The following is a 24,768-nucleotide window of genomic DNA, read 5'->3' on the forward strand; positions in this document are numbered from 1 at the left end:
CCTTCGGCCGGCGACCGCCTGAGTAAGACTGCGCTTGCCGATGATCGACCTCCGGCCGCTCATGCGGTCACCGCACGGAGCGCGTCGACGACTTGCCAGGTCCGATAGCGCGAGCCCTTCACCAGCACGACGTCGCCGGGGCGCAGCCGCTCCCCGAGCAGCGCGACGGCCGCGTCCTGATCGCTGACCAGCACCGAGTCTCCTCCCCATCGCGCCACCGCCGTCGCTCCGTCGCGAATCGGCGCGGCGTTGTCGCCCACCACGACCAGCAGGCTCACTCCGGTCTCGGCAGCGGTCCGGCCCACCTCTTCGTGCCCGGACCGCTCGTGCTCACCGAGTTCGGCGTGATAACCCAGCACCGCCACCGTGCGGCGAGCCGGTCCATCCGGGGCGTTGCCCAGGGCGGCCAGCGCGCGCAGCGCGGCGGCGGTCGAGGCCGGATTGGCGTTGTACGAGTCGTCGATCACCGTGACACCGTCGGCACGGTCGAAGACATCCATCCTTCGGCTGGAGACCGCGCGCAACGTGGACAGCCCCTCGCCACACTCGGTCACGCTCATCCCGGCCGCGCGCGCCACGGCCGCCGCGGCCAGCGAATTGCCCACCTGGTGGGCGCCGGCCACGGTCAAGGTCACGGCCGTCTCGCCTTCCGGCCAGATCAGCTTGTACGCCGGACGGCCGAGCCCGTCGAGGGTGACGTCCTCGGCGCGTACCACCGATTGGTCTGACGTGCCCACTCCGACGACCTGAGCGCGGGTGCGTGACGCCATGGCGGCCACCCGGTGATCGTCGAAGTTCAGGACCGCCACGCCGTCGGCGGGCAACGCCTCGACCAGCTCGCCCTTCGCCTCGGCGATCTTGTCCTGCGACCCGAACTCGCCGATGTGCGCCACGCCGACGTTGATCACGACGCCGATCTTGGGCGGGGCGATGCCGCAGAGATAGGTCAGGTGACCCGGCCCGCGCGCGCCCATCTCCAGGACGAGGAACCGCGTCTGCTCGTCGGCCATCAGCGCCGTATGCGGCAGGCCGAGCTCGTTGTTGAAGGTGCCGGGCGGGGCCACCGTCGGGCCGAGCCGTGCCAGCAGCTGGCCGATCATGTCCTTGGTGCTCGTCTTGCCGGACGAGCCGGTGATGCCGATGACGGTCAGCTGGGGCAGCCGGTCGAGCACCGCCCGGGCGAGCCGGCCGATCGCGGTCAGCGCGTCGTCGACCAGGATCATCGGTACGCCGGCGACGGCTCGGGAACCGAGGACCGCCACGGCGCCGTCGGCCACCGCGCGGGCGGCGAAGTCGTGCCCGTCGACGTTGGCTCCGGGGAACGCCACGAACAGGCCACCGGTCAGGTCCCGGCGAGTGTCGTACTCGACCGGCCCGGTCGCCGTCGCCTCGGGGTCCGCTTCGCTGAGCGTCCCGCCGACGGCGGCGGCGATCTCGGCCAGGGTCATCCGGATCATGCTGACTCCCCTTCCGCCAGGGCGGCCGCGGTGAGCGCGTCGGCCAGCTCCACTCGGTCGTCGAACGGCAACACCTCGTCGCCGACCTCCTGGCCGGTCTCGTGGCCCTTGCCCAGCACGGCGATCACGTCTCCCGTACGCGCCAACCGGACTGCTTCGTCGATCGCCGTACGCCGCCCGGCGATCTCGATGACGTCCGCCGGGTTGGGAACTCCGGCGATGACTTCGGCCCGGACCTGCGCCGGGTCCTCGGTCCGCGGATTGTCGTCGGTGACGATGAGCAGGTCGGACCCGTCGGCCGCCGCCTTGCCCATGATCGGGCGCTTGCCCCGGTCGCGGTCGCCGCCCGCGCCGATGACGCAGATGAGCCGCCCGTGGCGGTACTCGGCCAGCTCCCGCAGCGCCTTCAGCGCGGCCACGATCGCATCCGGCTTGTGCGCGTAGTCCACCACGCCGACGATGTCTCGTCGGGTGTTCACCGGCCCGGCGACCCGCTCCAACCGCCCCGGTACGCCGGGACAAGCGGCGATGCCGTCAGCCGCCGTCTGCGGGTCCACCCCGACCTCGGTCAGCGAAGCCAATGCGAGCAGCGCGTTCGCCACGTTGTGGCGGCCCGCCAAGGCGACCCCGGCCCGCACCGGCGCTCCCCCCGGCCCGTACGCCGTGAACTGCTGGTCATACCCGCCGGATATGCCTTGTGCGTACCATATGGCGCTTGTATTGCCCGACGCGGAGTAAGTGATGGTCGTGGGCTTGATGAGCGGGGTGAGCGCGGGGTCGTCGAGGTTGAGCACCTCGGATCGGGCGCGGCCGTCGAAGAGCGAGGCCTTCGCGGCGAAGTACTCCTCGGTCGTGGCGTGGAAGTCGAGGTGGTCGAGTCCGAAGTTGGTCCAGCCCGCGACGGCGAAGCGGACGCCGCCGACCCGGCCGAGGGCCAGCGCGTGGCTGGAGACCTCCATGACGACGGCCGTGACTCCGTTCTCCCGGGCCACCGCGAGCAATGCGTGCAGGTCGGTGGCCTCGGGCGTGGTGCGCTTGCTCTTGATCGTCAGATCGCCGAGGCGCGTCTCGACCGTGCCGATGACGCCGGTGACGTGCCCGGCGGCCCGCAACCCCGACTCGACCAGGTATGCCGTCGACGTCTTCCCGGCGGTCCCGGTGATGCCGATGAGAACGAGATCGCGGCTGGGCTCGCCGTAAACGCGATCGGCCACGATCCCGAGGACGGCCCGGGGATCGTCCACGACCAGCGCGGGCAGCCCCGCGGCCGCGGCCATCTCGGCCCCCGCCGGATCGGTCAGGACGGCGACCGCCCCCGCCTCCGCCGCCTGGCCGATGAACTCCGCGCCGTGCCGGCGAGAACCCGGCAACGCTGCGTAGAGATCACCGGGCAGCACCTCGTCACCGGCGTGCGTCACGCCACTCACGAGCGGTCCCGGCTCGGCGGCCGGGATCTTCAGCAGCTCGGCCAGGGTGGCCAGCGCCACGGGCTCGCCGGTGGCGGGTCGGAGACTGACAGGCACGCTTGAGCACCCTACCGGAGGTCAGCGGGTCGCCACGAAGGTCGGGGGCTTCTCCCCGCTCGGGGCGACACCGAAGTGCTTGAGCGCGAAGGACATCATGTCTTTGAAGGCGGGACCGCAGACCACGCCGCCGTTACCGCCCGGGGTGTACGCGAAGACGCCGATCACGTAGCGCGGCGACTCGGCCGGCGCCATGCCGATGAACGACGCGACCTCGCCCTTGCCGTACCCGTTCGTGGCGTAATAGCGGCCGGTGCCCGTCTTGCCGGCCACCCGATACCCCGGGATCGCGGCGCTGCGCGCGGTCGCGCCCACCGCAGTCGTCACCGGCTCCATGATGAGCCGCAGCTGGGCGGCGTGCTCGGCGCTGATCACGCGGTGACTGGCCGGGGTCTCCGCCGGGCGTACCTTGCCGTCCGGGCCGATGATGTTCTTCACCAGGTGCGGCTGGATGTAGACGCCGTCGTTCGCGATCGCCGCGTACGCCGCGGTCATCTGCAGCGGAGTCACCGAGACGCCGTTGCCGATCGGAATCGAGCCGAAGTCCGAGCCCTGCCACTCCGACGGCGGCCGGGCGACCCCGGACGCCTCGCCCGGAATGGAGATCCCGGTCGGCTGGCCGAGCCCGAACAGCCGCTGGTACTTGTACAGGTTCTCCGCGCCCAGCTGCTGCGAGATCTTGATGGTGCCCACGTTCGACGAGTACGCCATCAGCGCCGGCATCGTGATCTTCGTGCCGCTGGCGAACTTGTGGGTGTCCTCATAGGTCTTGTCCGCGACCTTGATCGTCGGTGCGACGGTGACGGTGGAATCCGGCGTGATCACGCCCTCCTCCAGCGCTCCCGCCAGCACGATCGCCTTGTGCACCGAACCCGGGTCGACCAGCTCGTTGCTCGCGACGTCGCCCCGATCCGACGGCTGACTGGCCAGCGGATTGGCCGCGTTGTACGTCGGCCAGCTCGCCTGGGCCACCACTTCACCGGTCTTGACGTCGATCACCGTCGCACTGCCGAAGGTGGCCTTGACCTGCTGCATCTTCGCGGTGAGGATGCGCTGGACCTCGTACTGGAGATCCCGGTCGATGGTCAGCTGCAGGGTCGAGCCGTTCCGCGCCGGGACCGTCTTGTGGTAGCCGCCGGGGATCTCCTTGTCGAGCTGGTCGCCCTGACCCACCTCATAGGTGCTCAGCCCGTTCTTGCCCGCGAGCAGCTCGTCGAAGCGCGCTTCGAGGCCGACCAGACCGCCGTCTTCGTTGGTGAAGCCGATGAGGTTGGCCGCGACGTCCTGGCTCAGCACGTCGCGCCGCTCCGAGCGGTCCACCGCGACGCCGTCGATCTTCATCGCCTTCACCGCGTCGCCGGTCTCGATCGACACGTCCCGGCCCAGCACCTCGTAGCGCTGCGGATTGGTCGTGTTCGGCTGGTTGTGCGGGGCCAGCAGCGGCAGCAGCTCCGACACCGGGCGGCCCAGCAACGGGGCGAGCTTCGCCGCCGCCCCGGCCGGATCCTTGATCAGCGTCGGGTCGGCGTACACCAGACGCGCTTCGAGGCTGTGCACCATGATCGCGCCGTTGCGGTCCAGAATGGACCCTCGGGAGGCGTAGAGCGTGCGATGTTCGAGGCGCGACTCCAAGCCTTGGGCCGCCGCCGCGGGCGCGCCCTCGAACTGCAACTCGATCAGGCGTACGCCGACCGCCGTGAACATGAGCAGCGCCAGGCCCGCCGCCAGACGCAGCCGTCGCTGGGGGTTCGCCGGACGCGGCGGCTTCGGCACCTTGACCGCCTTCGGCCGCCTCGGCCTGCTCATCCCGCCCTTGCTCGCGCGACCTCCCGGCTTTTCCGCGCGCGCCCCCGGCTTTTCCGCGCGACCTCCCGGCTTTTCCGCGCGATCATGAACTTTCGGGCGTGATCGACCGGCGTGGCGTGTCCGGGACTCCCTGATCGACTCCTCTTCGGACTGATCGATCGGGGGCACCACCCGCAGGGACGACTGCTCGCGTACGGTGCGGCCGCGGGGGGTGTAGGCCCGCGCCCGGCCGAGCCGGTTCTTGTCCTCCGTGGAACGGCCGGTGGGCGCACCGGACTTCCCGGTACGCCCACGGTCGCCGTCGGAGCCGCGCTGCTGCGGCATCAGCCCCCCTGGCTGGTGATGGCCGGCTCGCCGTTGGCCGGCTGCGGAACGCCGACGATGCGGCCGTCCGGCAGCCGGATGAAGGCCGGCGCGCCCGCCGGGACCAGGCCCAGCTTCCGCGCCTGCGCCGCCAGGTTGCCCGGCGCCTCCTTCTCGGCGATCTGCTGGTTGAGGTCCTGCTCCTGCCGGTCCAGCTTGGCCTGCTCCGCGCGCAGCTTGTCGAGCTTGAACGCGTTCTCGTTGATCTTCTGGTTGAGCGCCAGGATGCCCACGACCCCGGCCATCACCAGGACCACGATCATCACGACGAACGGCACCCGCGGACCGGACACCGGCATCGGCGGCGCCAGCCGCAGCTTCGCCCGCTCCGGCGCGGTCCGGCCCGCCTCGGTGCGAGCCTCCGCCCGCGCCCGGTCCAGCCGACGGTCGTCGTCGCGCGGCGCCCGCGCCGCGTTGGAGTTGCTCATGACTGACCCCCGATCTTCTCTGCCGCCCGCAGACGGACCGAGGCGGCTCGCGGGTTCTCCGCGACCTCGGTCTCGCTGGGCAGCTCCGCCCCCCTGGTCAGCAGCCGCAGGGTCGGTCCGGTTCCCGGCAGCTCGACCGGTAGGTCGATCGGCCCGGTGGACTTCGCCCGTGCTGCGAATGCTTGCTTGGTGATCCGGTCCTCCAAGGAGTGGTAGGACATGACCACGATCCGGCCACCAGGCGTTAAAACGTCCAGCGCCGCGGGCAGTGCCGCCTCCAGCACCACCAGTTCCCGGTTCACCTCGATGCGCAGGGCCTGGAAGGTTCGCTTCGCCGGGTGCCCCCCGGTACGCCGGGCAGCCGCCGGAATGGCGTCGCGAACCAGTTCAGCCAACCGCGCCGAGCTGGTGAGTGGTCCCTTCGACCGCTCCTTGACGATGGACTCCACGATCCGGGAGGCGAACTTCTCCTCGCCGTAAACGCGCAGCACCCGTACCAGCTGACCGGGTTCGTAGGTGTTGACCACCTGCTCCGCCGTCATCCCTCGGCTCTGGTCCATCCGCATGTCGAGCGGAGCGTCCTGGGCGTACGCGAATCCCCGGTCCGCCTCGTCCAGCTGCAACGAGGAGACGCCCAGGTCGAACAGGATCGAGTCGATCCGGGCGATCCGGAGACTCCGCAACACCTGCGGAAGCTCGTCGTAGACGGCGTGCACCAGATGGACGCGGTCGGCGAAGGGAGCCAGCCGTTGCCGGGAGTGCTCCAGCGCCTCGGTGTCCCGGTCGAGTCCGATGAGGACCGTCTGGGGATGGCGCAGGAGCACGGCTTCGGCGTGGCCACCCAGGCCGAGGGTGGCGTCGACGTGGTACGTCCGGCCACCGGCCTGCTCGGCGCGGTCGACGGTGAGCGCGGGAGCCAGCAGGTCGAGGCAGCGTTCGAGCAGGACGGGCACGTGCCTACCGCGCGGCTGCTGCATCTCGACCCCCTGCTGTTCTGCTCGTCTGATCCCGGCGTACCGCCAGATCCCCATCCGCTTCTCGCACCTCTTGTTCCCCGTTCCCAAGGGGTTCGAGAGAGCAGTACGCCTGGCGCCGGGGAAGTGGCGCCAGGAGCCGACAAGCGGCTGGAGATCTCGCGGTACGCCGGTTTCGTGCCCGGTGTGCGATGTTCGCGGCATCGCTTCCAGGCGCCTGGCGCTCACCGTCGGGCCGGCGTCACCCCGCTTCCGTCGGCAGGCCGGCGTCACCGGCGGTGTCGACGTCCGAGAAGACGTCCTCGCTCTCGGCGAGGTACGCCTCCCAGGCGGCGCTGTCCCAGATCTCGACACGTGTGCTGGCCCCGATGACCACCAAGTCGCGCTCCAGTCCCGCGTACGCCCGAAGGGGTGGCGGAATGGTGACCCGGCCTTGTTTGTCGGGGACCTCGTCATGGGCGCCGGAGAACAGCACCCGGGTGTATGCCCGGGCCGCCTTGTCACTCATCGGACGGGCCGACTGCTCGGCGGCGTATCGCTGGAACTCGGCGACCGGGAACACGTAGAGGCAACGCTCCTGCCCTTTAGTGATCACGACACCTCCCGCCAGCTCGTCCCGGAATTTCGCCGGAAGAATCAACCGGCCCTTGTCGTCCAGGCGAGGGGTATGCGTGCCGAGAAACATCGGCCCCACCCCCCAGTGACGCAGACGGGAATCAGCTCGTTCGCGGCGAGCCGCTCCCCCGGCCGGCCGGGCCTCCCAGCCCCACCAGTGGGCCCCACTTTACTCCACTTCCCTCCACCGTCAACCAAAATCGACGGTCACGACGCCCCGAGCCCTCCCCATTTGGCCAGGTCACAACAGGTACGTTCGGGTGGAGGGCGGCTATGAAGATCAACATCGTCCGGTTTCCGACATCACCGTCACCGATACCGTGAGCGCTCGTTAAGCACCAGTTAAGCGCTGCGAATACAGCGGAGCCCGCACTAGTAGTGCGGGCTCCGCTGCTTTACGGGGATGGGTGAGAAGTCTTAGAAGAGCACCCGGCGGAATTCCACCTTCTTGCTCCAGATGCGGTGCAGTCCGGTCTTCTTGCCATAGGTCGGGGCGTCGTACATCTTGTTGCCGCCCGCATAGATGCCGACGTGATACACCCGCCCACTCGAATCGCGGAAGATCACGAGGTCGCCGGGGAGAGCCTTGGCCCGCGAGACCTTCTTGCCCTTCCGACCCTGGCCGCCGCTGTGGGGCAGCTTGACGCCGACCTTCTTGTAGATGAACTTCGTGTATCCGGTGCAGTCGAAGCGCTTGGGCCCGGCCGCGCCCCAGCGGTAGGGGCGGCCGCTGTACCGCTTGGCGAGCGCGATCACCTTGGCCGCCTTGGCCGCCCGGCTCGACACCGCGACGGGAACCGCCGAGACGGTCGCGGTGGAGGTCGTCGCGGTCGCCGTCGGCACGGTGGGAACCGTGGAGTCCGCCACGACGGTGCCGGCCGAGACCACTGTGGAAACTGAGGACGCTTGGGTGGGGGTGCCCGTCAGCGTCGCGGCCAGCACGCCGGCGCCGACCGCCAGCACGAGTCCGGCGGTACGCCGCCTGATCCGAGACTTCATCGTCGTCCTTCCGGCACGCCTGCGAAGTGCGCTGTCGGAATCGCCGCGGCGAGGCGGCCCACCGCGGCGTCCGATGAGGACGGCGGCTCCGACACCGGGCACGGAAGGCGGAGTGAGTCAGCGCTCCGCGGCGGCCGGCCTGTTGAACAGGCCCGGCGTACAGGGGTGCCCGGCTCCCGCCCATCCATTTGCTCAGGGGTGGGCACCACGAACGGGCGGGATTCGGCGTATCCGCAGTGCCGCCGCCCGGGTGAACCCGACCGGCGGATCGTTTCTACTCACCAGGCTGCGAGTTCGCCAAGAACCTGAGAAGGCTCTGAGAGCTGGGAAAACTACCCTCAACGAGCGGTCGATGCATCGATGTCCGATATCGACGGCCGCGATGTCCGGTTCGGCTGGTGACGCAGCCCACAGAACTCGTCCGGCTCGCCCGACCGAGGTCCTCCCCCGATCGGACGAGCCGAAGCCGCCGAACGGCGGCCACAAACTGATCAGAAGAACTGGCCGACGACGTAGGAGTCGTCCCAGATCTCGTGCAGCCCGACGGTCTGGCCCTCGGTCGGGGCGTCCCACATCTTGTGGTTCCCGGCATAGATCCCGACGTGGTACGCGAAATCGCCGCTCAGGAAGAAGACGAGGTCACCGGGGCGCTGCTTCGAATGCGGCACCACCTTCGCCTTGTCCAACTGCGTCGGCACGTAGTTGACCAGCTTGACGCCGATCTTCGCGTACACGAACTGGGTGAGCCCGGCGCAATCGAAGGTCCGCGGCCCGGTCGCCCCGAACACGTACGGCGACCCCTTGAGTTTCGCCACTTCGCGCAGCACGATCGCCGCCTTCGTCGCAGCCGTTGCCGTTGCCCTCGAAGTCGCGGCCTTGGTGGTCGCTTTCGCCGTCGCTTTCTTCGAGGCAGCCGCAGAGGGAGACGCGGAAGGAAACACCGACGGGGAAGGCGAGACAGGCTCAACGGAGGCGGAGGCGCTGGCGGACATGGGGGCCGAGGCAGGCAGGCCGCCGGGGGTGGGCTGAGGCCCGGCGGCCAGCGCCGGAATGCCGACTGCCGCGGCCGCGATGGTCGCCGCGCCGACGGTGAGCAGACCGCGCCGGCGGCTGCCGAACAGCAGCCTCCGGGCGCGCTCCCAGAAGGAGTTCAGCATGGGACTTCCCTTCAGCACGCCTGTGAGGTGAGCTGTCGGGTTCGGGCGCAGAAGGTTGCCCGGCCACGACGTCCGGTCAGGACGGCGGCTTCACCCCAAGCCGTCGGCGTGGCCGACGGCGTAAGTGGGTCCCCCACCCCTGCCCGATGCTTTCGGGGGTGAACGCCTCGGCCGGGCAGGGCTCGGCGGGACCGGGCGTCCACCGGTCATCGACCGGCGTCCTTTTTCTAGTGCATGGCCGACGCCCGAGCCAACCCCGCCGAAGGGCCTCTGAGCAGCCAAGATGTCCCTCCCGCAGGACGAGCGCCCGGATTGTCGCAACGATTTGCCGGAGATGTCCGTGATTCAAGCCACACAACCAATCACGAAAACGGATCGCGTACTCTAGCCGCGTGTCGGACGAGAAGAAGCTGCCGCTGCGTACGGCCTTCGCCGTATCCGTCTCGAAGACGGCGGCCGCGCTGTCGCGCGCTACTGGCCGGGGCGACGGGTCGGTCATCGGCGGCCGGCTCGGCATGATGATCGATCCCGACCTGCTCGCCCATCTGGCGGCGGGTCGTGAGATCGCGCTGGTCTCCGGCACCAACGGCAAGACGACCACCACCCGGTTCACGGCGGCGGCGCTCGGCGTACTCGGCGACGTGGCGACGAACTCGTTCGGCGCGAACATGCCGACCGGGCACACTTCCGCGCTCGCGCGCGCCGGCGCCACTCGCTACGCGGTGCTCGAAGTCGACGAGCACTACCTCGCGCAGGTCATTCAGGCGACCGAACCTCGGGTCGTGGCACTGCTGAACCTTTCACGTGACCAGCTCGACCGGGCCAAGGAGGTCGCCATGATGGCCGACCTCTGGCGGCAGGCGCTCGCCGCGCACCCGAAGGTGCACATCGTCGCCAACGCCGACGACCCGATGGTGGTGTACGCCGCTGGCGCACACCCGGCCGACGAGGTCACCTGGTTCTCCGCCGGTCAACGGTGGCAGGACGACTCGCACGTCTGCCCCGCCTGCGGTGGCCACATCCAGCGCGGTGAGGCCGGTGGCTGGGCTTGCGCCAACGGGGATCTGCGCCGTCCTTCTCCACAGTGGACGTTGCTCGACGGCGAGGTGGTCGCGCCGGACGGCGTACCGCACGAGGTGAAGCTGCAACTGCCCGGCACAGTGAACTTGGGCAACGCCGCGACGGCGCTCGCGGTGGCCGCCAAGTTCGGGGTGAATCCGATCGATGCCATTCCCCGGCTCGGCTCGGTGGCCAGCGTCGCGGGCCGGTACGCCCAGGTGGAGCGGGACGGCCGGCTGGTCCGGCTGCTCCTGGCGAAGAACCCGGCGAGCTGGCTCGAGGCGTTCGAGATGGCCGACGTCGCGCCGACGTTGCTGGCGATCAACGCCCGCGACCCCGACGGCCTGGACACGAGCTGGCTCTACGACGTGGACTTCAGTCCGCTGCGGGGGCGTCAGGTGCTCGTGAGCGGCGATCGGGCGATGGACCTAGCCGTCCGGCTGGAGATCAACGGCGTGCCGTTCACGCACGTCAAGACCTTCGCCGACGCGGTCGCAGCGGTGCCGCAGGGCCGCCTCGAGGTCATCGCCAACTACACCGCGTTCCAAGACATCCGAGCGGAGCTGGATCGTGTCCTCTGATTTGAACGGCGGGCTGCAGATCGTCTGGGTCTACCCCGACCTGCTCTCCACCTACGGCGACCGCGGCAACATGCTGATCCTCGCGCACCGAGCCCGCGCCCGCGGCATACCCGCCCAGACCATCGAGGTGCGCTCCGACCAGCGACTGCCCGACCAGGGCGACATCTACCTGCTCGGCGGCGGCGAGGACGGCCCGCAGGCGCTCGCCGCGCAGCGGCTGCTCACCGACGGCGGACTGGCCCGGGCCGCCGCCAACCGGGCCGTGATCTTCGCCGTCTGCGCCGGATATCAGCTGCTCGGCAGCACGTTCTTCGCCAAGGGCGACAAGTGCCCCGGCCTCGACATGATCGACATCAGCTCGGACCGCGGCCCCTCACGCGCCGTCGGCGAGCTGGCCGGCGACGTCGACCCCACGCTCGGTCTCCCGCCGCTCACCGGCTTCGAGAACCACGGCGGCCGCACCCATCTCGGGCCCGGGGTCAAACCGCTGGTCCGCGTCACCACGGGCGTCGGCAACGACGGCGTCACGGAGGGGGCCTGGTCCGAGACGATTCTCGGGACGTACGCACACGGCCCCGCCTTGGCTCGTAACCCTGCGCTCGCAGATCTCCTGCTGTGCTGGGCGACCGGCGAACAGTCGCTCGGGCCGCTGGACGACACCTGGCCGGATCGGCTCCGGGCCGAGCGGCTGACCGCCGTCGGCCGATGACCGCTGCGGAGACTCCGGCCTCGGACTTCCGTCGCCGGGCCCTCATCCGCGCCGGTGTGCTGGGTCTCGGCGTCGGCGTCGTGGCGCTCCTGGCCAGCCAGGTTCCCCTGACCGCCGTGCCCGGCGAGGTACGCGAACTGGGCGCATTCGGCCCGGCGGCCACCGTCGTCGCGGCAGCCGGCCTGCTCATGGCGCTCGTTCCGCGTACCGCCATCTCTTTGGCGTGCGGCCTGCTGTTCGGCGCGGTGGCCGGAGCCGGCGTGGCCCTCGTGGCGGCGGTCGGCGCTGCGGTCGCCACGTTCTGGCTGGGACGCTGGGCCGGACGGGACACCGTGCAACGACGGTTGCGGGGGCGGATCGCCCGGCTGGACACCTGGCTGGCGCAGCGCGGCACGCTCGCCGTCGTCGTCGTACGCCTCCTCCCGATCGCACCGTTCGGCCTCGTCGGGTACGCCTACGGCAGCTCGGCGACCCGGTTCCGGCACTATCTGGCGGGCACCGCGATCGGCGGCGCGCCCAGTGCGTTCGCGTACGCCGCGATCGGGGCCGCCGTCGTCGCCCCGAGCGGGGCCACCCTGCTCACCTACCTGCCCGCCGCACTGGGCGCGCTGGTCAGCGCCAGTGCCGCCGTCTACTGGCGAGTGACCTCCCGCCGCGCTTGATCTTTGGGCGAATGCCCACCGCGCTGTTGCGCGCTGGATCAGGGTTCCGGGTCGAATCTTGACCCAAGATCTGACCCGGAACCCTGATCCAGCGCTGGTCTTTGCGGCAGACTGGCGTCATGTTCAGTGACATTCTGGGCATACCGGCCCATCCGCTCTACGTGCACGCGGCGGTGGTCTTCGTGGCCCTGCTGGCGCTGTTCGCCGTGGTGTACGCCTTCGTACCCCGCTGGCGCGCGAAGACGGACTGGGCGACCGCCGGACTGGCCGTCCTCGCGCCGCTGGCCGCGCTGGCTGCGAAGCTGTCCGGCGACAAGTTCATCGCCGCCCGCTACCCCACCCAACGACCACCCAACGTGCTCCATCACCGATCGTTCGGCACTTCCACGTTCTGGTGGACGCTGGCGCTGGCCGTCGCCGTGGGGCTGCTGTTCTGGGTGCTCCGGCGCGGCTCGGCCGGACCGGCCTGGCTGCGACCCGTGACCCAGGTGGTTGTGCTGGTCCTGGCGGTGATCACGGCCTATTACGTCGTACGCACCGGCGACTCCGGTGCCGAATCAGTGTGGGGGCGGACATGACGTCGACTCGGCGGGCCTTCGTGACCGGGATCGCCGGTGCGGCCGGAGTCGCCGCGACCGGGCTGGCCGCCGCGTGCAGTGGCGGGGGCGGAGACGGCACGTCCACCTCGACCGGACAGCCCACCACTTCCGTCACCGGCCCGACGACGCTCGCCAAGACGGCGGACATCCCGGTCGGCGGCGGCAAGATCTTCGCGAATCAGGAGGTGGTGGTGACTCAGCCGACCGCCGGGAACTTCAAGGGATTCAGTGCGGTCTGCACTCACCAGCACTGCACGGTCGGCACGGTGGCCGACGGGACGATCACCTGCCCCTGCCACGGCAGCCAGTATTCGATCACCGACGGCAGTGTGAAGCAGGGGCCGGCCACGCAGGCGTTGCCCGCGAAGAACGTGGCGGTCAGCGGCGACTCGATCGTTCTCGAGCCGTAGCCGACCGCCACGTCGTCGGTACTTACGGGAGCGCGATCTTCCAGATGCCCCGGCCGTGGGTGGCCACGTACACCGAGTTGTCCGCCGCCGAGTACTCGATGTCCATGCCGACGGTCAGCGGCAGCCCGGTTCCGAGGCGCAGCCAGTTCGCCGAACCGGCCGGGCGGTAGAACGACGCGAGGTCGGTCGCGAGGATCAACCCGCCGTTGGGCAGCAGCTTGATCGAGCTGGCCGGGACGTCCGGGAGGTTCGCCGAGACGTCCGTCCAGTCGGCCCCGCCGTTGTGGGACTCGAAGACGTGGCCGATCCCGGCTCCGGGCCCTTCGGTGAACCGGCGGGAGAAGCCGTTGATCGCGACGAAGACGTGCTGGCCGTCGGCCGGGTCGACGTCGAGGCCCTGAACCATCCGGTTGGGCACGACGCCGGTGATCGGCAGGGCCAGCTGGTGCCAGCTGGTCGGGTCGCCGATCTTGCCGGTGGCGATGCCCCGGGTGAACCCGGAGTTGTTGCACGGACCGCACCAGCCCACGTACGCGACGCCGTTGCTGACGGCGACCGAGGTGGCGGTGTGCCCGGCCCCGAGGTCGAACACGTTCTTCCACTGCTTGCCGTTGCGGATGGCGTACCCCATGTCGTTGACCCACACGTGCTGGCCGCCCGCGACCCACACGTTCGGGTTCGTGGAGTCCGGCGAGAACGGCGCGATGAACCGGGCGGGCTCGTCACCCGGGCGGCTCGTGTACGGCTGGATCTTCCACGAGGTCGCGTCGTCCGTGCTGGTCGCGCCGGGGTTCGCCGCGCAGTTCTCGGTCACCGACATGGACAGGTTGGTGTACTCCTGCACCTGCCGGCAGATGTTCTGCGGGTCGGCGAGCGAGTCGCCGCCGTCGCCGCCGAAGTTGGAGCCCATCACGGTGTCGCCCGGCCGCAGCAGCGAGGTGCCGTTGTCCTGCAGACCGCCGGTCACGCCGACGCCGGAAACGCCGTTGTAGGTGTCCTTGCCGACCGAGACCGAGTAGTACTGCAAGGCGTCGATGGTGCCGTCGTTCAGGCTGCTCCAGTCGGTGGCGTGGCCCTCGGCGTTGGTCTGCCCGCGTACGGGGCGACGGTAGGCTCCACCGTCGTTGCCCACATACACGTACGCCTTGCCCTGGTAGCTGCCGACCGCGATGGAGTGCTGGTCGGAGTGGGTCGAGTCCGGGCACTTGTTGTGCGCGTCGTCGATCGCCCAGCAGCCGAAGTAGAAGTTCCAGTACGGGCCGACCGTCTTCCAGGTGGAGCCGCCGTCGGTGGTCTCGTAGACCTCTTCCAGCCCGAGCCAGACGTGCTTCGGGTCGGTCGGGTCTACCTGCAGGAAGTGGTTGTACCAGGACTGGATGCCCGGTCCGTAGCCCTTGCCGCCGACCGACTGCTTCAGCGCCGAGCCCGAGTTGGCCAGCTTCTCCGACTCCGCGATCTTGTTCCACGGACCGGCCGGGTTGCCGTCGTTGGAGACGTAGACGCCGTCGAGGTAGCTGTTGACCGTGCCGACCGCCTTGTTCAGCAGCTTCGGGGACTGGTTGATGGCGTACAGGGTGCTGCCGTCCGCCGCGAACGCGAAGGTCACCCGGCCGATGTCGTCCGCCGGGATCGCGCCGGTCGGGTTCACCTTGTGCCAGCTCGCCGTGCCCTGGGTGTAGTCGGTGGTCTCGTAGAAGCCGTTGTACGTGTCACCGGACCGCCAGGCGATCGCCGCGATGACGTGCTTGGGGTTCTTCGGGTCCACCGCGATGTCGTTCACGATGTTCTTGTACGCCGCGTTCGCCGTTCCCGCGTTCGCGCCACCCGGCAGGTAGGACGGGTTCGGCGTGTAGTGGAACGTCCAGGCTCCGGTCGCCGAGGCGGCCGAGTGGCTGTAGACGCCCCGGTTGGTCGCGGCCCACACCAGGCCGCCCGCGAACCGCAGCTTCGAGATGACGGTGCTCTCCAGCTCGGTGCCGCCGACCCGGTTCGCCGGGGTGAACTGGCCGTTCGCCGGGTCCGCCAGGCGATACACGCCGGAGCCGGCGTACGAGGTCCCGCCGGTGTTGGCCTCACCGGTGCCGTACCAGAGCGAGCCGTCGTCGGCGAGGACGAGGGTGCCGCTCGACAGCGAGGGGAGCTGGTCGGCGATGGGGGTCCAGTGACCGCCGCCGGTCGCCGAGCGCCACACACCGCCGTCCGCGCCCGCGGCGTACACGTGACCGGCGTTGTCGGCCGCCAGACCCGTGATGCGGCCGGTCACGTTGCCCGCGCCGCCGCTCGAGTTGGAGTACCAGTCGCGGTAGCGGGGATCGTCGGCGTCGTAGACCTTGTTGGTGACCTCCGACCACGTGCCCGCCGTCTTCGGCATGCTCGTGAGCTGCGCGTACGCCGCGCTGTAGGCGCCGGGCGCGACGATGCCGGGCGCGGTGCGGGCGTCGGCGAACTGCTGGGCGATGGTGAGCGCCTCGAAGGCCTCGTCGCCGGCGTTCTCGCCCGCCTCTCCGGCCATCATCTCGGCGAACTCGTGCGGCTGGAACGGCGTGCCCGCGCCGGGCTCGTCGATGACTCCGAGTTCTTCCCAGAACTTCTCACCGGCGGCGGCCGCACCGCCTGCGCCGACGAGCAGGAAGGCCGCGATGGCGGCGGTTATCTTGCGACGTCGAGTGGACAAGAGTTTCATGAGCGACAGCCTTGTCGCGCAGCTCAGGCGTGCTCATCGACCAACGTCTTCTGTTTTGTCACGTGGGCTGTCATCAACCGGTGAACGGCCCGTCTTCCTGCGAAAACGCTGCCGTCCACCGATGATGACAAAAGTGTCATGCGACGATGCTGACCATCCGGCCCGGCACGACGATGACCTTCTTCGGCTCCTTGCCCCCCAAGGCGTCCGTCACGGCGTCCAGCGCCGCTGTGCGTACCACATCTTCTGCGGCGGAAGCCGCGACCTCGACCCGGCCGCGGACCTTGCCGTTGATCTGGACCGGGTAGGTGACGCGGTCCTCGACCAGCCGGGCCGGATCGGCCTGGGGGAAGTCGGCGTAGGTCAGCGAGTCGCCGTGACCCAGCTTGCGCCACAGCTCCTCGGCGATGTGCGGGGCGAACGGCGCGACCATCAGCGTCAGGGCTTCGGCGGTCTCGCGCGGCGTGTGCTCCAGCCGCGTGATGCCGTTGGTCAGCTCGATCAGCTTCGCCACGGCGGTGTTGAACCGCAGCTCGGACATGTCCTCCCGGACGCCCGCGATGGTCTTGTGCAGCAGCCGTTGGGTCGCCTCGTCGGCGGCCTCGTCGACCACGGTGACCTGGCCGGACTCCTCGTCGACGATCGCCCGCCAGACCCGCTGCAGGAACCGCTGCGCGCCGACGACCGCCCGGGTCTCCCAGGGACGCGACACCTCCAGCGGCCCCATCGACATCTCGTAGACGCGGAAGGTGTCCGCGCCGTACTGCGCGCACATCTCGTCCGGCGTCACGACGTTCTTCAGGGACTTGCCCATCTTCCCGTACTCCCGGTCGACCTTCTCGCCCTGCCAGACGTACACGCCGGCGTGCTCCTCGGTCACCTCCTCGGCCGGGACGTAGACGCCGCGCTCGTCGGTGTAGGCGTACGCCTGGATGTAGCCCTGGTTGAACAGCCGGTGGTAGGGCTCGAACGAGGACACCTTGCCCAGGTCGAACAGCACCTTGTGCCAGAACCGGGCGTACAGCAGGTGCAGGACGGCGTGCTCGACGCCGCCGACGTACAGGTCGACGCCGCCGGACTCCTGTCCCTCGCGCGGCCCCACCCAGTACGCCTCGTTCGCCGGGTCGACGAACGCCTCGGCGTTGGTCGGGTCCAGGTACCGCAACTGGTACCAGCAGGAACCGGCCCACTGCGGCATGGTGTTCGTCTCGCGTACGTAGCGCTTCGGGCCGTCGCCCAGGTCCAGCTCTACTTCCACCCATTCACGCGTACGCGACAGCGGCGTCTCCGGCGAGGTGTTCGCGTCATTCGGGTCGAACAGCTTCGGCGAGAAGTCGTCGATCTCGGGCAGCTCCAGCGGCAGCATCGAGTCGGGCAGCGCGATCGGCTCGTCGCTGACCGTGCCGTCCGGCAGCACCTCGTACACGATCGGGAACGGCTCGCCCCAGTACCGCTGGCGGCTGAACAGCCAGTCCCGCAGCCGATAGGTGATGGCACCGGTGCCGTGGCCGTTCGCCTCCAGCCACTCGATGATCTTCGCCTTCGCCTCGGCCACGCCCAGCCCGTCCAGGCTGGTGCTGACCGGGGAGGCGCTGTTGATGGCCGGGCCGTCGCCGGTGTACGCCTTGCCCTCCCAGCCGTCCGGCGTCTGCACCGTCCGGATGATCGGCAGCTCGAAGACCTCGGCGAAGGCCCAGTCCCGCTCGTCCTGTCCCGGCACCGCCATGATCGCGCCCGTGCCGTACCCGGCCAGGACGTAGTCGGCGATGAACACCGGGACCTGGCGGCCGTCGACCGGGTTCGTCGCGTACGCCCCCGTGAAGACGCCCGTCTTCTCCTTCGCGTCCGCTTGGCGTTCCACATCGGTCTTGGCAGCGGCGAATGCCCGGTAGCTCGCGACCGCCGCGGCCGGGGTGGCGTGGCCACCGGTCCACTTCGGGTTGGTGCCTTCCGGCCACTCCGCCGGGGCCAGCACGTCGACCAGCTCGTGCTCCGGAGCCAGGACCATGTAGGTGGCGCCGAACAGGGTGTCGGGACGAGTCGTGAACACCTTGATCGCACCGGCGTCGGACGCGAAGTCGACGTGCGCGCCGGTCGAGCGGCCGATCCAGTTCCGCTGCATCAGCTTGATCGGCTCCGGCCAGTTCAGCGTGTCCAGATCGTCGATCAGCCGATCGCCGTACGCGGTGATCCGCATCATCCACTGCTTCAGGTTGGCCTTGAAGACCGGGAAGTTGCCGCGCTCGCTACGGCCGTCGGCGGTGACCTCTTCGTTCGCCAGGACGGTGCCCAGCCCGGGGCACCAGTTGACCGGCGCGTTCGACACGTACGCCAGCCGGTGCTCGTTGATGATCGCGCGGCGCTCCTGCACGGTCAGCTCCGCCCAGGGGCGGCCGTCCGGCGTCGGGCGCTCGCCCGCGGCGTACGCGGCTTCCAGCTCCTCGATCGGGCGGGCCTTGCCGGCCGCCTCGTCGTACCAGGAGTTGAACACCTGCAGGAAGATCCACTGCGTCCAGCGGTAGAAGGGCACGTCGGTCGTGGCGACACTGCGCCGCTCGTCGTGACCCAGGCCCAGCATGCGCAGCTGCGCCCGGTAGCGCTCGACGTTCTGCTCCGTGGTCACCCGCGGATGCGTACCGGTCTGGACGGCGTACTGCTCGGCAGGCAGGCCGAAGGCGTCGAAGCCCATCGTATGCAGCACGTTGAACCCGGCCATCCGGTTGAACCGGGCGAAGACGTCGGTGCCGATGAAGCCCAGCGGATGCCCGACATGCAGCCCCGCGCCCGACGGGTACGGGAACATGTCCAGCACGAACTTCTTGTCGGCGCCGGACCGGGGGTGGGCGGGATCGGCGAGCGGGCCGACCGGGTTCGGCGAGTGGAACGTGCCGTTCGCCGCCCAATAGTCCTGCCAGCGCTTCTCGATCTGGTTCGCCAGCGCCGCCGTGTAGCGGAACGCGGGGGTGTCCGCCTCGCTCATCGTCTTCACCTCTGTCTATCGACTGCCGGGCACACTTAGGCACAAAAAAGCCCCTCACGCAGGAGGGGTCGCCGTGCTCACGCTGCTTGCTGCGTCAGCACGGCTCGCTAAGGAGCTCGAAAGTCCGGCCCATGTCCCGCAGTGTACCGCCGCACCCGAGGTAGCGTCGAACGGGTAGCGCACTTTGTTGCCGGGAGCAAGTAACTCGGGGAGACTTCTCCCACACAACCAGTGCCGCCTCGCCGACGGCGGGCCTGCAACCCACAGGCGGGGCATGGGCGTCTTACAGACGCACCGGAGGTCACGATCTTGAGGAGGCCCGTTGACCACCCGTAACCCCCTGACACCTGGGTCGTGGGACGGCGGCCGCGAGGAGCTCAACCCCGCTCTGTCGGCCGAAGATTTCCAGGCGGCGGCGGAAGCCATCGTCGCCAACATCGAGCAGGTCATCGAGGGCAAGACGGCCACCGTCCGCCTCGCGCTCGCGGTTCTGCTCGCGGAGGGCCACCTGCTGATCGAGGATGTCCCCGGCGTCGGCAAGACGAAGCTGGCCAAGGCGCTGGCCCGGTCGATCGACTGTTCCGTGCGGCGCATTCAGTTCACCCCTGACCTGCTGCCGAGCGATGTCACCGGCGTGAACGTCTACAACCAGGAGAACCACGACTTCGAGTTCAAGCCCGGCGCGGTCTTCGCCAACCTGGTCGTCGGCGACGAGATCAACCGGGCCTCGCCGAAGACCCAGTCGGCCCTGCTCGAGTGCATGGAGGAGCGGCAGGTCACCGTCGACGGCGTCACCTACCCGCTCCAGACGCCGTTCATGGTCATCGCGACTCAGAACCCCATCGAGATGGAGGGGACCTACCCGCTGCCCGAGGCGCAGCGCGACCGGTTCACCGCCCGCATCGCCATGGGGTACCCCGACGCCAGTGCCGAGCTCGCGATGCTCGACGTCCACTCCGCGCAGGACCCGCTGGAAGATCTGACCGCGGTCTCCGACGCCGCGCGCGTCCGCGAGATGATCTCCACGGTACGCGCAGTGCACGTCTCCGAAGCGGTGAAGAGTTACGCGATCTCCCTGGTGACCGCCACCCGTGAGTCGGGCGATCTGCGGTTGGGCGCGTCCCCGCGGGCCACCCTGCAACTGCTGCGGACGGCGAAGGCGATCGCCGCCCTGGACGGCCGCGACTACGTGCTGCCGGACGACCTCCAGTCGCTCGCGGTGCCCGTCCTGGCGCACCGGATCATCCCCACCGCCGACGCTCAGCTCTCTCGGCGTACCACTGATGCGATCGTCGCGGACCTGGTGCACCGCCTGCCGGTGCCGAGCGAGCGGCGGCAGGGCACGCAGGCCTTCGAGCGGAGGCGATGACGCCGTGCGCGAGGCGCTGAGCGGCCTGACCACCCGGGGGCGAGCGTTCTTCGCCGCGGCCGCCGCCGCCGCGCTCGCATCCCTGATCCTCGGCGAGCGGGACCTCATGCGCGTTGCCGCCCTGCTGGCCGTGCTGCCGTTGCTCGCGGCGGCCTACGTCGGCCGGGCCCGGTACAAGCTGTCGTGCACGCGCTCGGTGGAGCCGCACCGGGTGCCGGTGGGTTCCCGCTCGCGCGTCGTGCTCCGGCTGGCGAACATGTCGCGGCTGCCCACCGGGACCCTCCTGCTGGAGGACCGGCTCCCGTACGCCCTGGGCAGCCGGCCGCGGCTCGTGCTGGAACGGCTCGGCGCGGGCCAGGCGAGCTCGGTCGCCTACACGGTTCCGGCCGACACCCGGGGCCGGTACGAGGTCGGCCCGCTCGCCATCCGCATGACCGACCCGTTCGGGCTGTGCGAGCTGACCCGGTCCTTTCCGAGCACCGACCACCTGGTGGTCATCCCGCAGGTCGTGCCGCTTCCCTCGGTACGCCTAGCGGGCGAGTTCGCGGGCTCGGGCGACTCACGGGCCCGCTCGGTGTCGGTGCACGGTGAGGACGATGCGGCCACCCGGGAGTACCGGCACGGCGACGACCTGCGGCGAGTGCACTGGCGCTCGACCGCGCGCGTCGGCGAGCTGATGGTGCGCCGGGAGGAGCAGCCCTGGGAGAGCCGGGCGACGATCCTGCTGGATACCCGGGCCACCGCCCATCGCGGGGAGGGACCGACGGCGAGCTTCGAGTGGGCCGTCTCCGCCGCCGCGAGCATCGCGATGCACCTGCGCGACGCGGGCTACCGGATCCGGCTGGTCTCCGACGGAGACATCGACGTCGACGCGCACGACGCGGCCGGTGAAGCGCACCTGATGGACCGGCTGGCCGAGGTCAAGACCAGCAACCGGGCCACCCTGGCCGCCCTGGTCGAGCACGCCAAGCGCCGGTCCGACGGCGGTCTGGTGATCGCGATCCTGGGCCAGATCGGCGAGGCGGAGACGCAGATCCTCGCCGGGCTGCGGGCCAGCGGCACCACCTGTGTCGCGTTCGCGATCGACGCCTCGACCTGGCTCAACCTGCCGCCCGAGGCCCGCACGACCGCCGACCGCGACCGGGCCGCTGCGGCGCTCGCCCTGCTCCACAACGGATGGCGGGTCGTCGGCGCGGAACACGGCGCCAAGCTCGCCGCTCTCTGGCCGCACGCCGGCCGCGGCTCGGCCGGGTTCGCCTGGCGGGCCGCGCTGGCCGAGACCGCCCTGCCCACGACGGGCCGCCGATGACCGCTGAAAGGCTGGTGCTCTCGTGACCAACCGTCGTCACCTCGGCTTCGTCGCCGCGGCGGCCACCCTGCTCGCGGCCACGCCGCTCGCAGGCATCTTCCAGTCCTGGACCTGGCTGATCGAATCGGCCTTCGCCGTCGGGGTCATCGCCGCGACGGCAGCAGGGGTACGCGCACTGCGCGGCCGGGCGGCCGCTCAGGGGTTCGGGATGCTCGGCGCGTTGGTGATCATCCTGACGCTGCTGTTCTCCAACGGGCACTCGCTGCTCGGCATCATCCCGACCCCGGCGACGGTCAAGTACTTCTCGTCGCTGCTGTCCACCGCCGGGACGCAGATCCAGAACAACGGCGTACCCGTGCCCGACCTGGACGGACTGCTGTTCCTGACGGTCTTCGGGATCGGGCTGGTCGCGATCATCAACGACCTGCTCACGGTGGCGATGCGGCGGCCGGCCCTGACCGGGCTGCCGATGCTGGCCATCTACGCCGTGCCGGTGGCGGTCTACCCGGACTCCGTCGCGGTCGTCCCGTTCGTCTTCGCTGCCGCGGCGTACTTGTGGCTCCTGGTCAGCGACAACGTCGACCGCGTACGCCGCTTCGGCCGCCGGTTCACCGGGGAGGGCCGCGACGTCGACGTCTGGGAGCCGTCCCCGCTCGCCTCGGCCGGCCGGCGGCTGGGCGTGGTCGGCGTGGTCGTCGCGATCGTGATCCCCCTGCTGATCCCCCAGCTCAGCTCCAGCTTCTTCGACCAGTTCGGGGCGAACGGCTCGGGCGGCGCCGGCAAGGGCACGGGCCGGGGCGTCGGCCAGACGGACTTGTTCGCCGACCTCAGCGGCCGGTTGAACCAGAAGGACGTCACCGACCTCGTCAAGGTCACCACGACCGACGCGAACCCGTACTACCTGCGGTTCGGCGTCGCCGACGAGCTGAGCTCGGGTGGCTTCGGCACCCGGCCGCCCAGCGGGACCAGCATCGGCAACCCGCTGCCCGATCCGTACCAGCGGCCGTCGTTCGGCGTGACGCGGGAGAAGTACTCGGCGACGGTCGAGGTCTCCAAGGGCTTCGACATGCCCCTGTTGCCCGTGTACGCCGAGCCCGTCCAGACCCGGCGGATCGGCTCGGACTGGTCCTACGACCAGAACATGGGGGTCGTCTTCTCGCTCCGATCCCGGGCCGGCGGACGTTCCTACGACTTCGACTACGTCCGCTCGACCTATACGCCACAGGAATTGAACGAGGCCCCCGAGCTGTCGGCCGAGAACGCGATGCGACGGCAGTTCACCGCGGTTCCGCTGGTCGCGGAGGTCCGCAAGAAGGTCGACGAGCTGACGAAGAACGCCAAGACGCCGTATGAGAAGGTGCGCGCGATCTACGACTTCTTCTCCTCGAAGAACGGGTTCAAGTACAGCCTGGAAGCCCCGGCGGGCACGTCCGGGCAGAAGATCGTCGACTTCCTGAACAACAAGACGGGCTTCTGCGAGCAGTACGCCGCCGCGATGGCCTGGCTCGTGCGTACGGCGGGCATCCCGGCCCGGGTCGCGTTCGGTTTCGCACGCGGCAACAACGTGCACGTGGCGAACGGGCAGTACACGTTCACCCTGACCAACCGCAACCTGCATGCCTGGACCGAGGTCTACTTCCAGGGCTTCGGCTGGGTGCCGTTCGACGCTACGCCGAGCACCTACGTCGCGGGATCGGTCGCCTCCGCGTGGGCCCCGGACCCGAACCAGACGACCGGGCCGACGGCGAACCCGTCGTTCAGCGCCGGACCGGGCGGGGGCTCCGGCGACGACATCGACAAGCGCAACCCCACCGACCACGATCCCGACCTGCAGTTCGGTGCGGACGGCCAGCCGATCGAGAAGACGCCCGTATGGCCCTGGTATCTCCTCGGCGCGGTCGTTCTCCTGGTGCTGCTGCTCAGCGTGCCCGGCGTACGCCGCCGCATGCTGCGTACGCGTCGATCCCGGTCCGACGGCAAGCCGTCGCCGGACTTGGACGTCGCCCCGGCCGGGACGATGGTCGTCATCTCCGACACCAGCGCCGACCAAGCCCGCTCACTGGCCCACGACGCCTGGGACGAACTGCTCGACACCCTGGTCGACTTCCGGGTTCCGGCCGACCCCGCGGAGACTCCCCGCGCGGTGGCCCGGCGACTCATCGCCGAACAGGAACTCGACTCGGCCGCGGCCGACGGAGCGCAACGACTCGGACTGGCCGAAGAACGAGCCCGGTACGCCCGGAACCCGCTCGATCCGCAGGCCCTGCCGGAAGCGCTGCGACTCATCCGGCGGCACCTCGCCGGCATGTCCGACCGGCGTACGCGCATCCTCGCGGTGATCATGCCGCCGTCGGTGCTGGCTCGGTGGCGTACCGGGATGCTGGAGCTGCTCAGCCGGACCGTTCACCGGATGAGCCAGTTCCGCGAGTTCCTTCTTCGGTTCAACCCCCGGCGGCTGCTCGCCTCCCGGTGACCCCGTCCTTGCGGGCCCCCGCTCGCTTCGCGGGCTCGGCGCTTTCGCGCCGGGCCCGCCTCGCGCCCAGGCTCACCCCCGTTGATCATGAACTTATCGCCATGATCAACCGGCGTGTCGTGTCCCGAGCGCCCTGATCAACACCTCATGACCCTGATCAACTGACCGCTCCGGTTAGTCGCAAGATCATGTGCCGGTGGTCAGCGTCGAGAGCCCGAATTTGGAGATCATGAGCCGGTTTCCAGCGGAAAACAGGCCCCTTGGCGCTGACTAAGGGAACATGATCTCCGTTTGGCCGTCGGATCCGCTGGCCAGCGGCACTTGATCTTGCCGCCGCTCGGACGTCTGCGGGACCGCCTCGGGCCGCCATAGCCGTGGCGGGCGAGGCCCCCCGCCTTCTTGGGTTGCCTGCCGCCATCACTGTCGGATGCCGACAATCTTGGAGCACCCGACACTGCAGTGATCGTCGGCATCCGACAATCGAGGCACGAATCGTGCATTGATTGTCGGCATCCGACGATCACGGGCCAGCGCGAAGAACGATCACGGCCAGCGCGAAGAACGATCACGGCCACCGCGAAGAACGATCTCGGGCCGGTATGAAGGAGGTCA

General features: G+C 69.8%; 17 protein-coding genes, 1 pseudogene and 1 riboswitch. Of the genes and pseudogenes, 8 read left to right on the forward strand and 10 right to left on the reverse strand.

Going from position 1 to position 24,768, the window contains the following annotated elements:
- Positions 1-59: 59 nt before the first annotated feature.
- From murF to HOV77_RS21040, 8 genes and pseudogenes are all read right to left on the reverse strand, one after another.
- The gene (gene murF / locus HOV77_RS21005) at positions 60-1,457 is read right to left on the reverse strand and encodes a UDP-N-acetylmuramoyl-tripeptide--D-alanyl-D-alanine ligase (RefSeq protein ID WP_290864200.1); all 1,398 of its coding nucleotides are present in this window, start codon (positions 1,455-1,457) and stop codon (positions 60-62) included.
- The gene (locus HOV77_RS21010; protein ID WP_290864247.1) at positions 1,454-2,944 is read right to left on the reverse strand and encodes a UDP-N-acetylmuramoyl-L-alanyl-D-glutamate--2,6-diaminopimelate ligase; all 1,491 of its coding nucleotides are present in this window, start codon (positions 2,942-2,944) and stop codon (positions 1,454-1,456) included. Before HOV77_RS21010 ends, murF begins: the two co-directional genes overlap by 4 nt.
- 57 nt (positions 2,945-3,001) lie before the next feature.
- Entirely contained in the window at positions 3,002-4,786 is a 1,785-nt protein-coding gene (locus HOV77_RS21015) for a penicillin-binding protein 2 (protein ID WP_290864202.1), read from the reverse strand.
- Between the two features lie 323 nt (positions 4,787-5,109).
- Positions 5,110-5,577 (reverse strand): hypothetical protein, encoded by a 468-nt coding sequence (locus tag HOV77_RS21020; RefSeq protein WP_290864205.1) that lies wholly within the window; start codon positions 5,575-5,577, stop codon positions 5,110-5,112.
- Between the two features lie 11 nt (positions 5,578-5,588).
- Positions 5,589-6,554: pseudogene (gene rsmH / locus HOV77_RS21025) on the reverse strand (16S rRNA (cytosine(1402)-N(4))-methyltransferase RsmH); the annotation flags it as partial.
- A 238-nt stretch (positions 6,555-6,792) separates the two neighbouring features.
- On the reverse strand, positions 6,793-7,236 hold the full coding sequence (mraZ, locus tag HOV77_RS21030; RefSeq protein ID WP_290864207.1) for a division/cell wall cluster transcriptional repressor MraZ: 444 nt from the start codon (positions 7,234-7,236) through the stop codon (positions 6,793-6,795).
- Between the two features lie 347 nt (positions 7,237-7,583).
- Complete coding sequence (locus tag HOV77_RS21035; RefSeq protein ID WP_290864209.1) at positions 7,584-8,165, reverse strand: NlpC/P60 family protein; 582 nt, start codon at positions 8,163-8,165, stop codon at positions 7,584-7,586.
- A gap of 491 nt (positions 8,166-8,656) precedes the next feature.
- Positions 8,657-9,322 carry a C40 family peptidase gene (locus HOV77_RS21040; RefSeq protein WP_290864211.1) on the reverse strand — a complete coding sequence of 222 codons (666 nt, stop codon included), beginning with the start codon at positions 9,320-9,322 and terminating at the stop codon, positions 8,657-8,659.
- Positions 9,323-9,325: 3 nt separating this feature from the next.
- Positions 9,326-9,490, reverse strand: a riboswitch (cyclic di-AMP (ydaO/yuaA leader).
- Between the two features lie 242 nt (positions 9,491-9,732).
- Between HOV77_RS21040 and HOV77_RS21045 the strand changes: the two genes are divergently transcribed.
- The 5 genes from HOV77_RS21045 (at position 9,733) to HOV77_RS21065 (ending at position 13,342) form a co-directional block, all read left to right on the forward strand.
- The gene (locus tag HOV77_RS21045) at positions 9,733-10,962 is read left to right on the forward strand and encodes a MurT ligase domain-containing protein (protein WP_290864249.1); all 1,230 of its coding nucleotides are present in this window, start codon (positions 9,733-9,735) and stop codon (positions 10,960-10,962) included.
- Positions 10,952-11,671 (forward strand): glutamine amidotransferase, encoded by a 720-nt coding sequence (locus HOV77_RS21050; protein ID WP_290864213.1) that lies wholly within the window; start codon positions 10,952-10,954, stop codon positions 11,669-11,671. The genes HOV77_RS21045 and HOV77_RS21050 overlap by 11 nt, the downstream gene beginning before the upstream one ends.
- A complete protein-coding gene (locus HOV77_RS21055) occupies positions 11,668-12,333 on the forward strand; it encodes a VTT domain-containing protein (protein WP_290864214.1) in 666 nt (221 codons plus the stop codon). Before HOV77_RS21050 ends, HOV77_RS21055 begins: the two co-directional genes overlap by 4 nt.
- Before the next feature lie 119 nt (positions 12,334-12,452).
- On the forward strand, positions 12,453-12,911 hold the full coding sequence (locus tag HOV77_RS21060) for a DUF2231 domain-containing protein (protein WP_290864216.1): 459 nt from the start codon (positions 12,453-12,455) through the stop codon (positions 12,909-12,911).
- Entirely contained in the window at positions 12,908-13,342 is a 435-nt protein-coding gene (locus tag HOV77_RS21065) for a Rieske (2Fe-2S) protein (RefSeq protein WP_290864218.1), read from the forward strand. Before HOV77_RS21060 ends, HOV77_RS21065 begins: the two co-directional genes overlap by 4 nt.
- Positions 13,343-13,364: 22 nt before the next feature.
- Here the strand turns inward: HOV77_RS21065 and HOV77_RS21070 are convergent, their stop codons facing one another.
- Both HOV77_RS21070 and leuS read right to left on the reverse strand, forming a co-directional pair.
- Complete coding sequence (locus HOV77_RS21070; protein WP_290864220.1) at positions 13,365-16,025, reverse strand: glycosyl hydrolase; 2,661 nt, start codon at positions 16,023-16,025, stop codon at positions 13,365-13,367.
- 136 nt (positions 16,026-16,161) lie between these two features.
- Entirely contained in the window at positions 16,162-19,005 is a 2,844-nt protein-coding gene (gene leuS, locus HOV77_RS21075) for a leucine--tRNA ligase (RefSeq protein ID WP_290864221.1), read from the reverse strand.
- A 388-nt stretch (positions 19,006-19,393) separates the two neighbouring features.
- On the opposite strand from leuS, the gene HOV77_RS21080 reads away from it, so the two are divergent.
- Genes HOV77_RS21080 through HOV77_RS21090 form a run of 3 tightly spaced genes read left to right on the forward strand, consistent with a single transcriptional unit; the run spans position 19,394 to position 24,156 of the window.
- On the forward strand, positions 19,394-20,374 hold the full coding sequence (locus HOV77_RS21080; protein WP_290864250.1) for a MoxR family ATPase: 981 nt from the start codon (positions 19,394-19,396) through the stop codon (positions 20,372-20,374).
- Positions 20,375-20,378: 4 nt separating this feature from the next.
- Positions 20,379-21,683 (forward strand): DUF58 domain-containing protein, encoded by a 1,305-nt coding sequence (locus tag HOV77_RS21085; protein WP_290864223.1) that lies wholly within the window; start codon positions 20,379-20,381, stop codon positions 21,681-21,683.
- Positions 21,684-21,705: 22 nt separating this feature from the next.
- Positions 21,706-24,156 carry a DUF3488 and transglutaminase-like domain-containing protein gene (locus tag HOV77_RS21090; protein ID WP_290864225.1) on the forward strand — a complete coding sequence of 817 codons (2,451 nt, stop codon included), beginning with the start codon at positions 21,706-21,708 and terminating at the stop codon, positions 24,154-24,156.
- The last annotated feature ends 612 nt before the right edge of the window (positions 24,157-24,768 follow it).

This window comes from Hamadaea sp., assembly GCF_013362815.1.
GTDB lineage: Bacteria > Actinomycetota > Actinomycetes > Mycobacteriales > Micromonosporaceae > Hamadaea.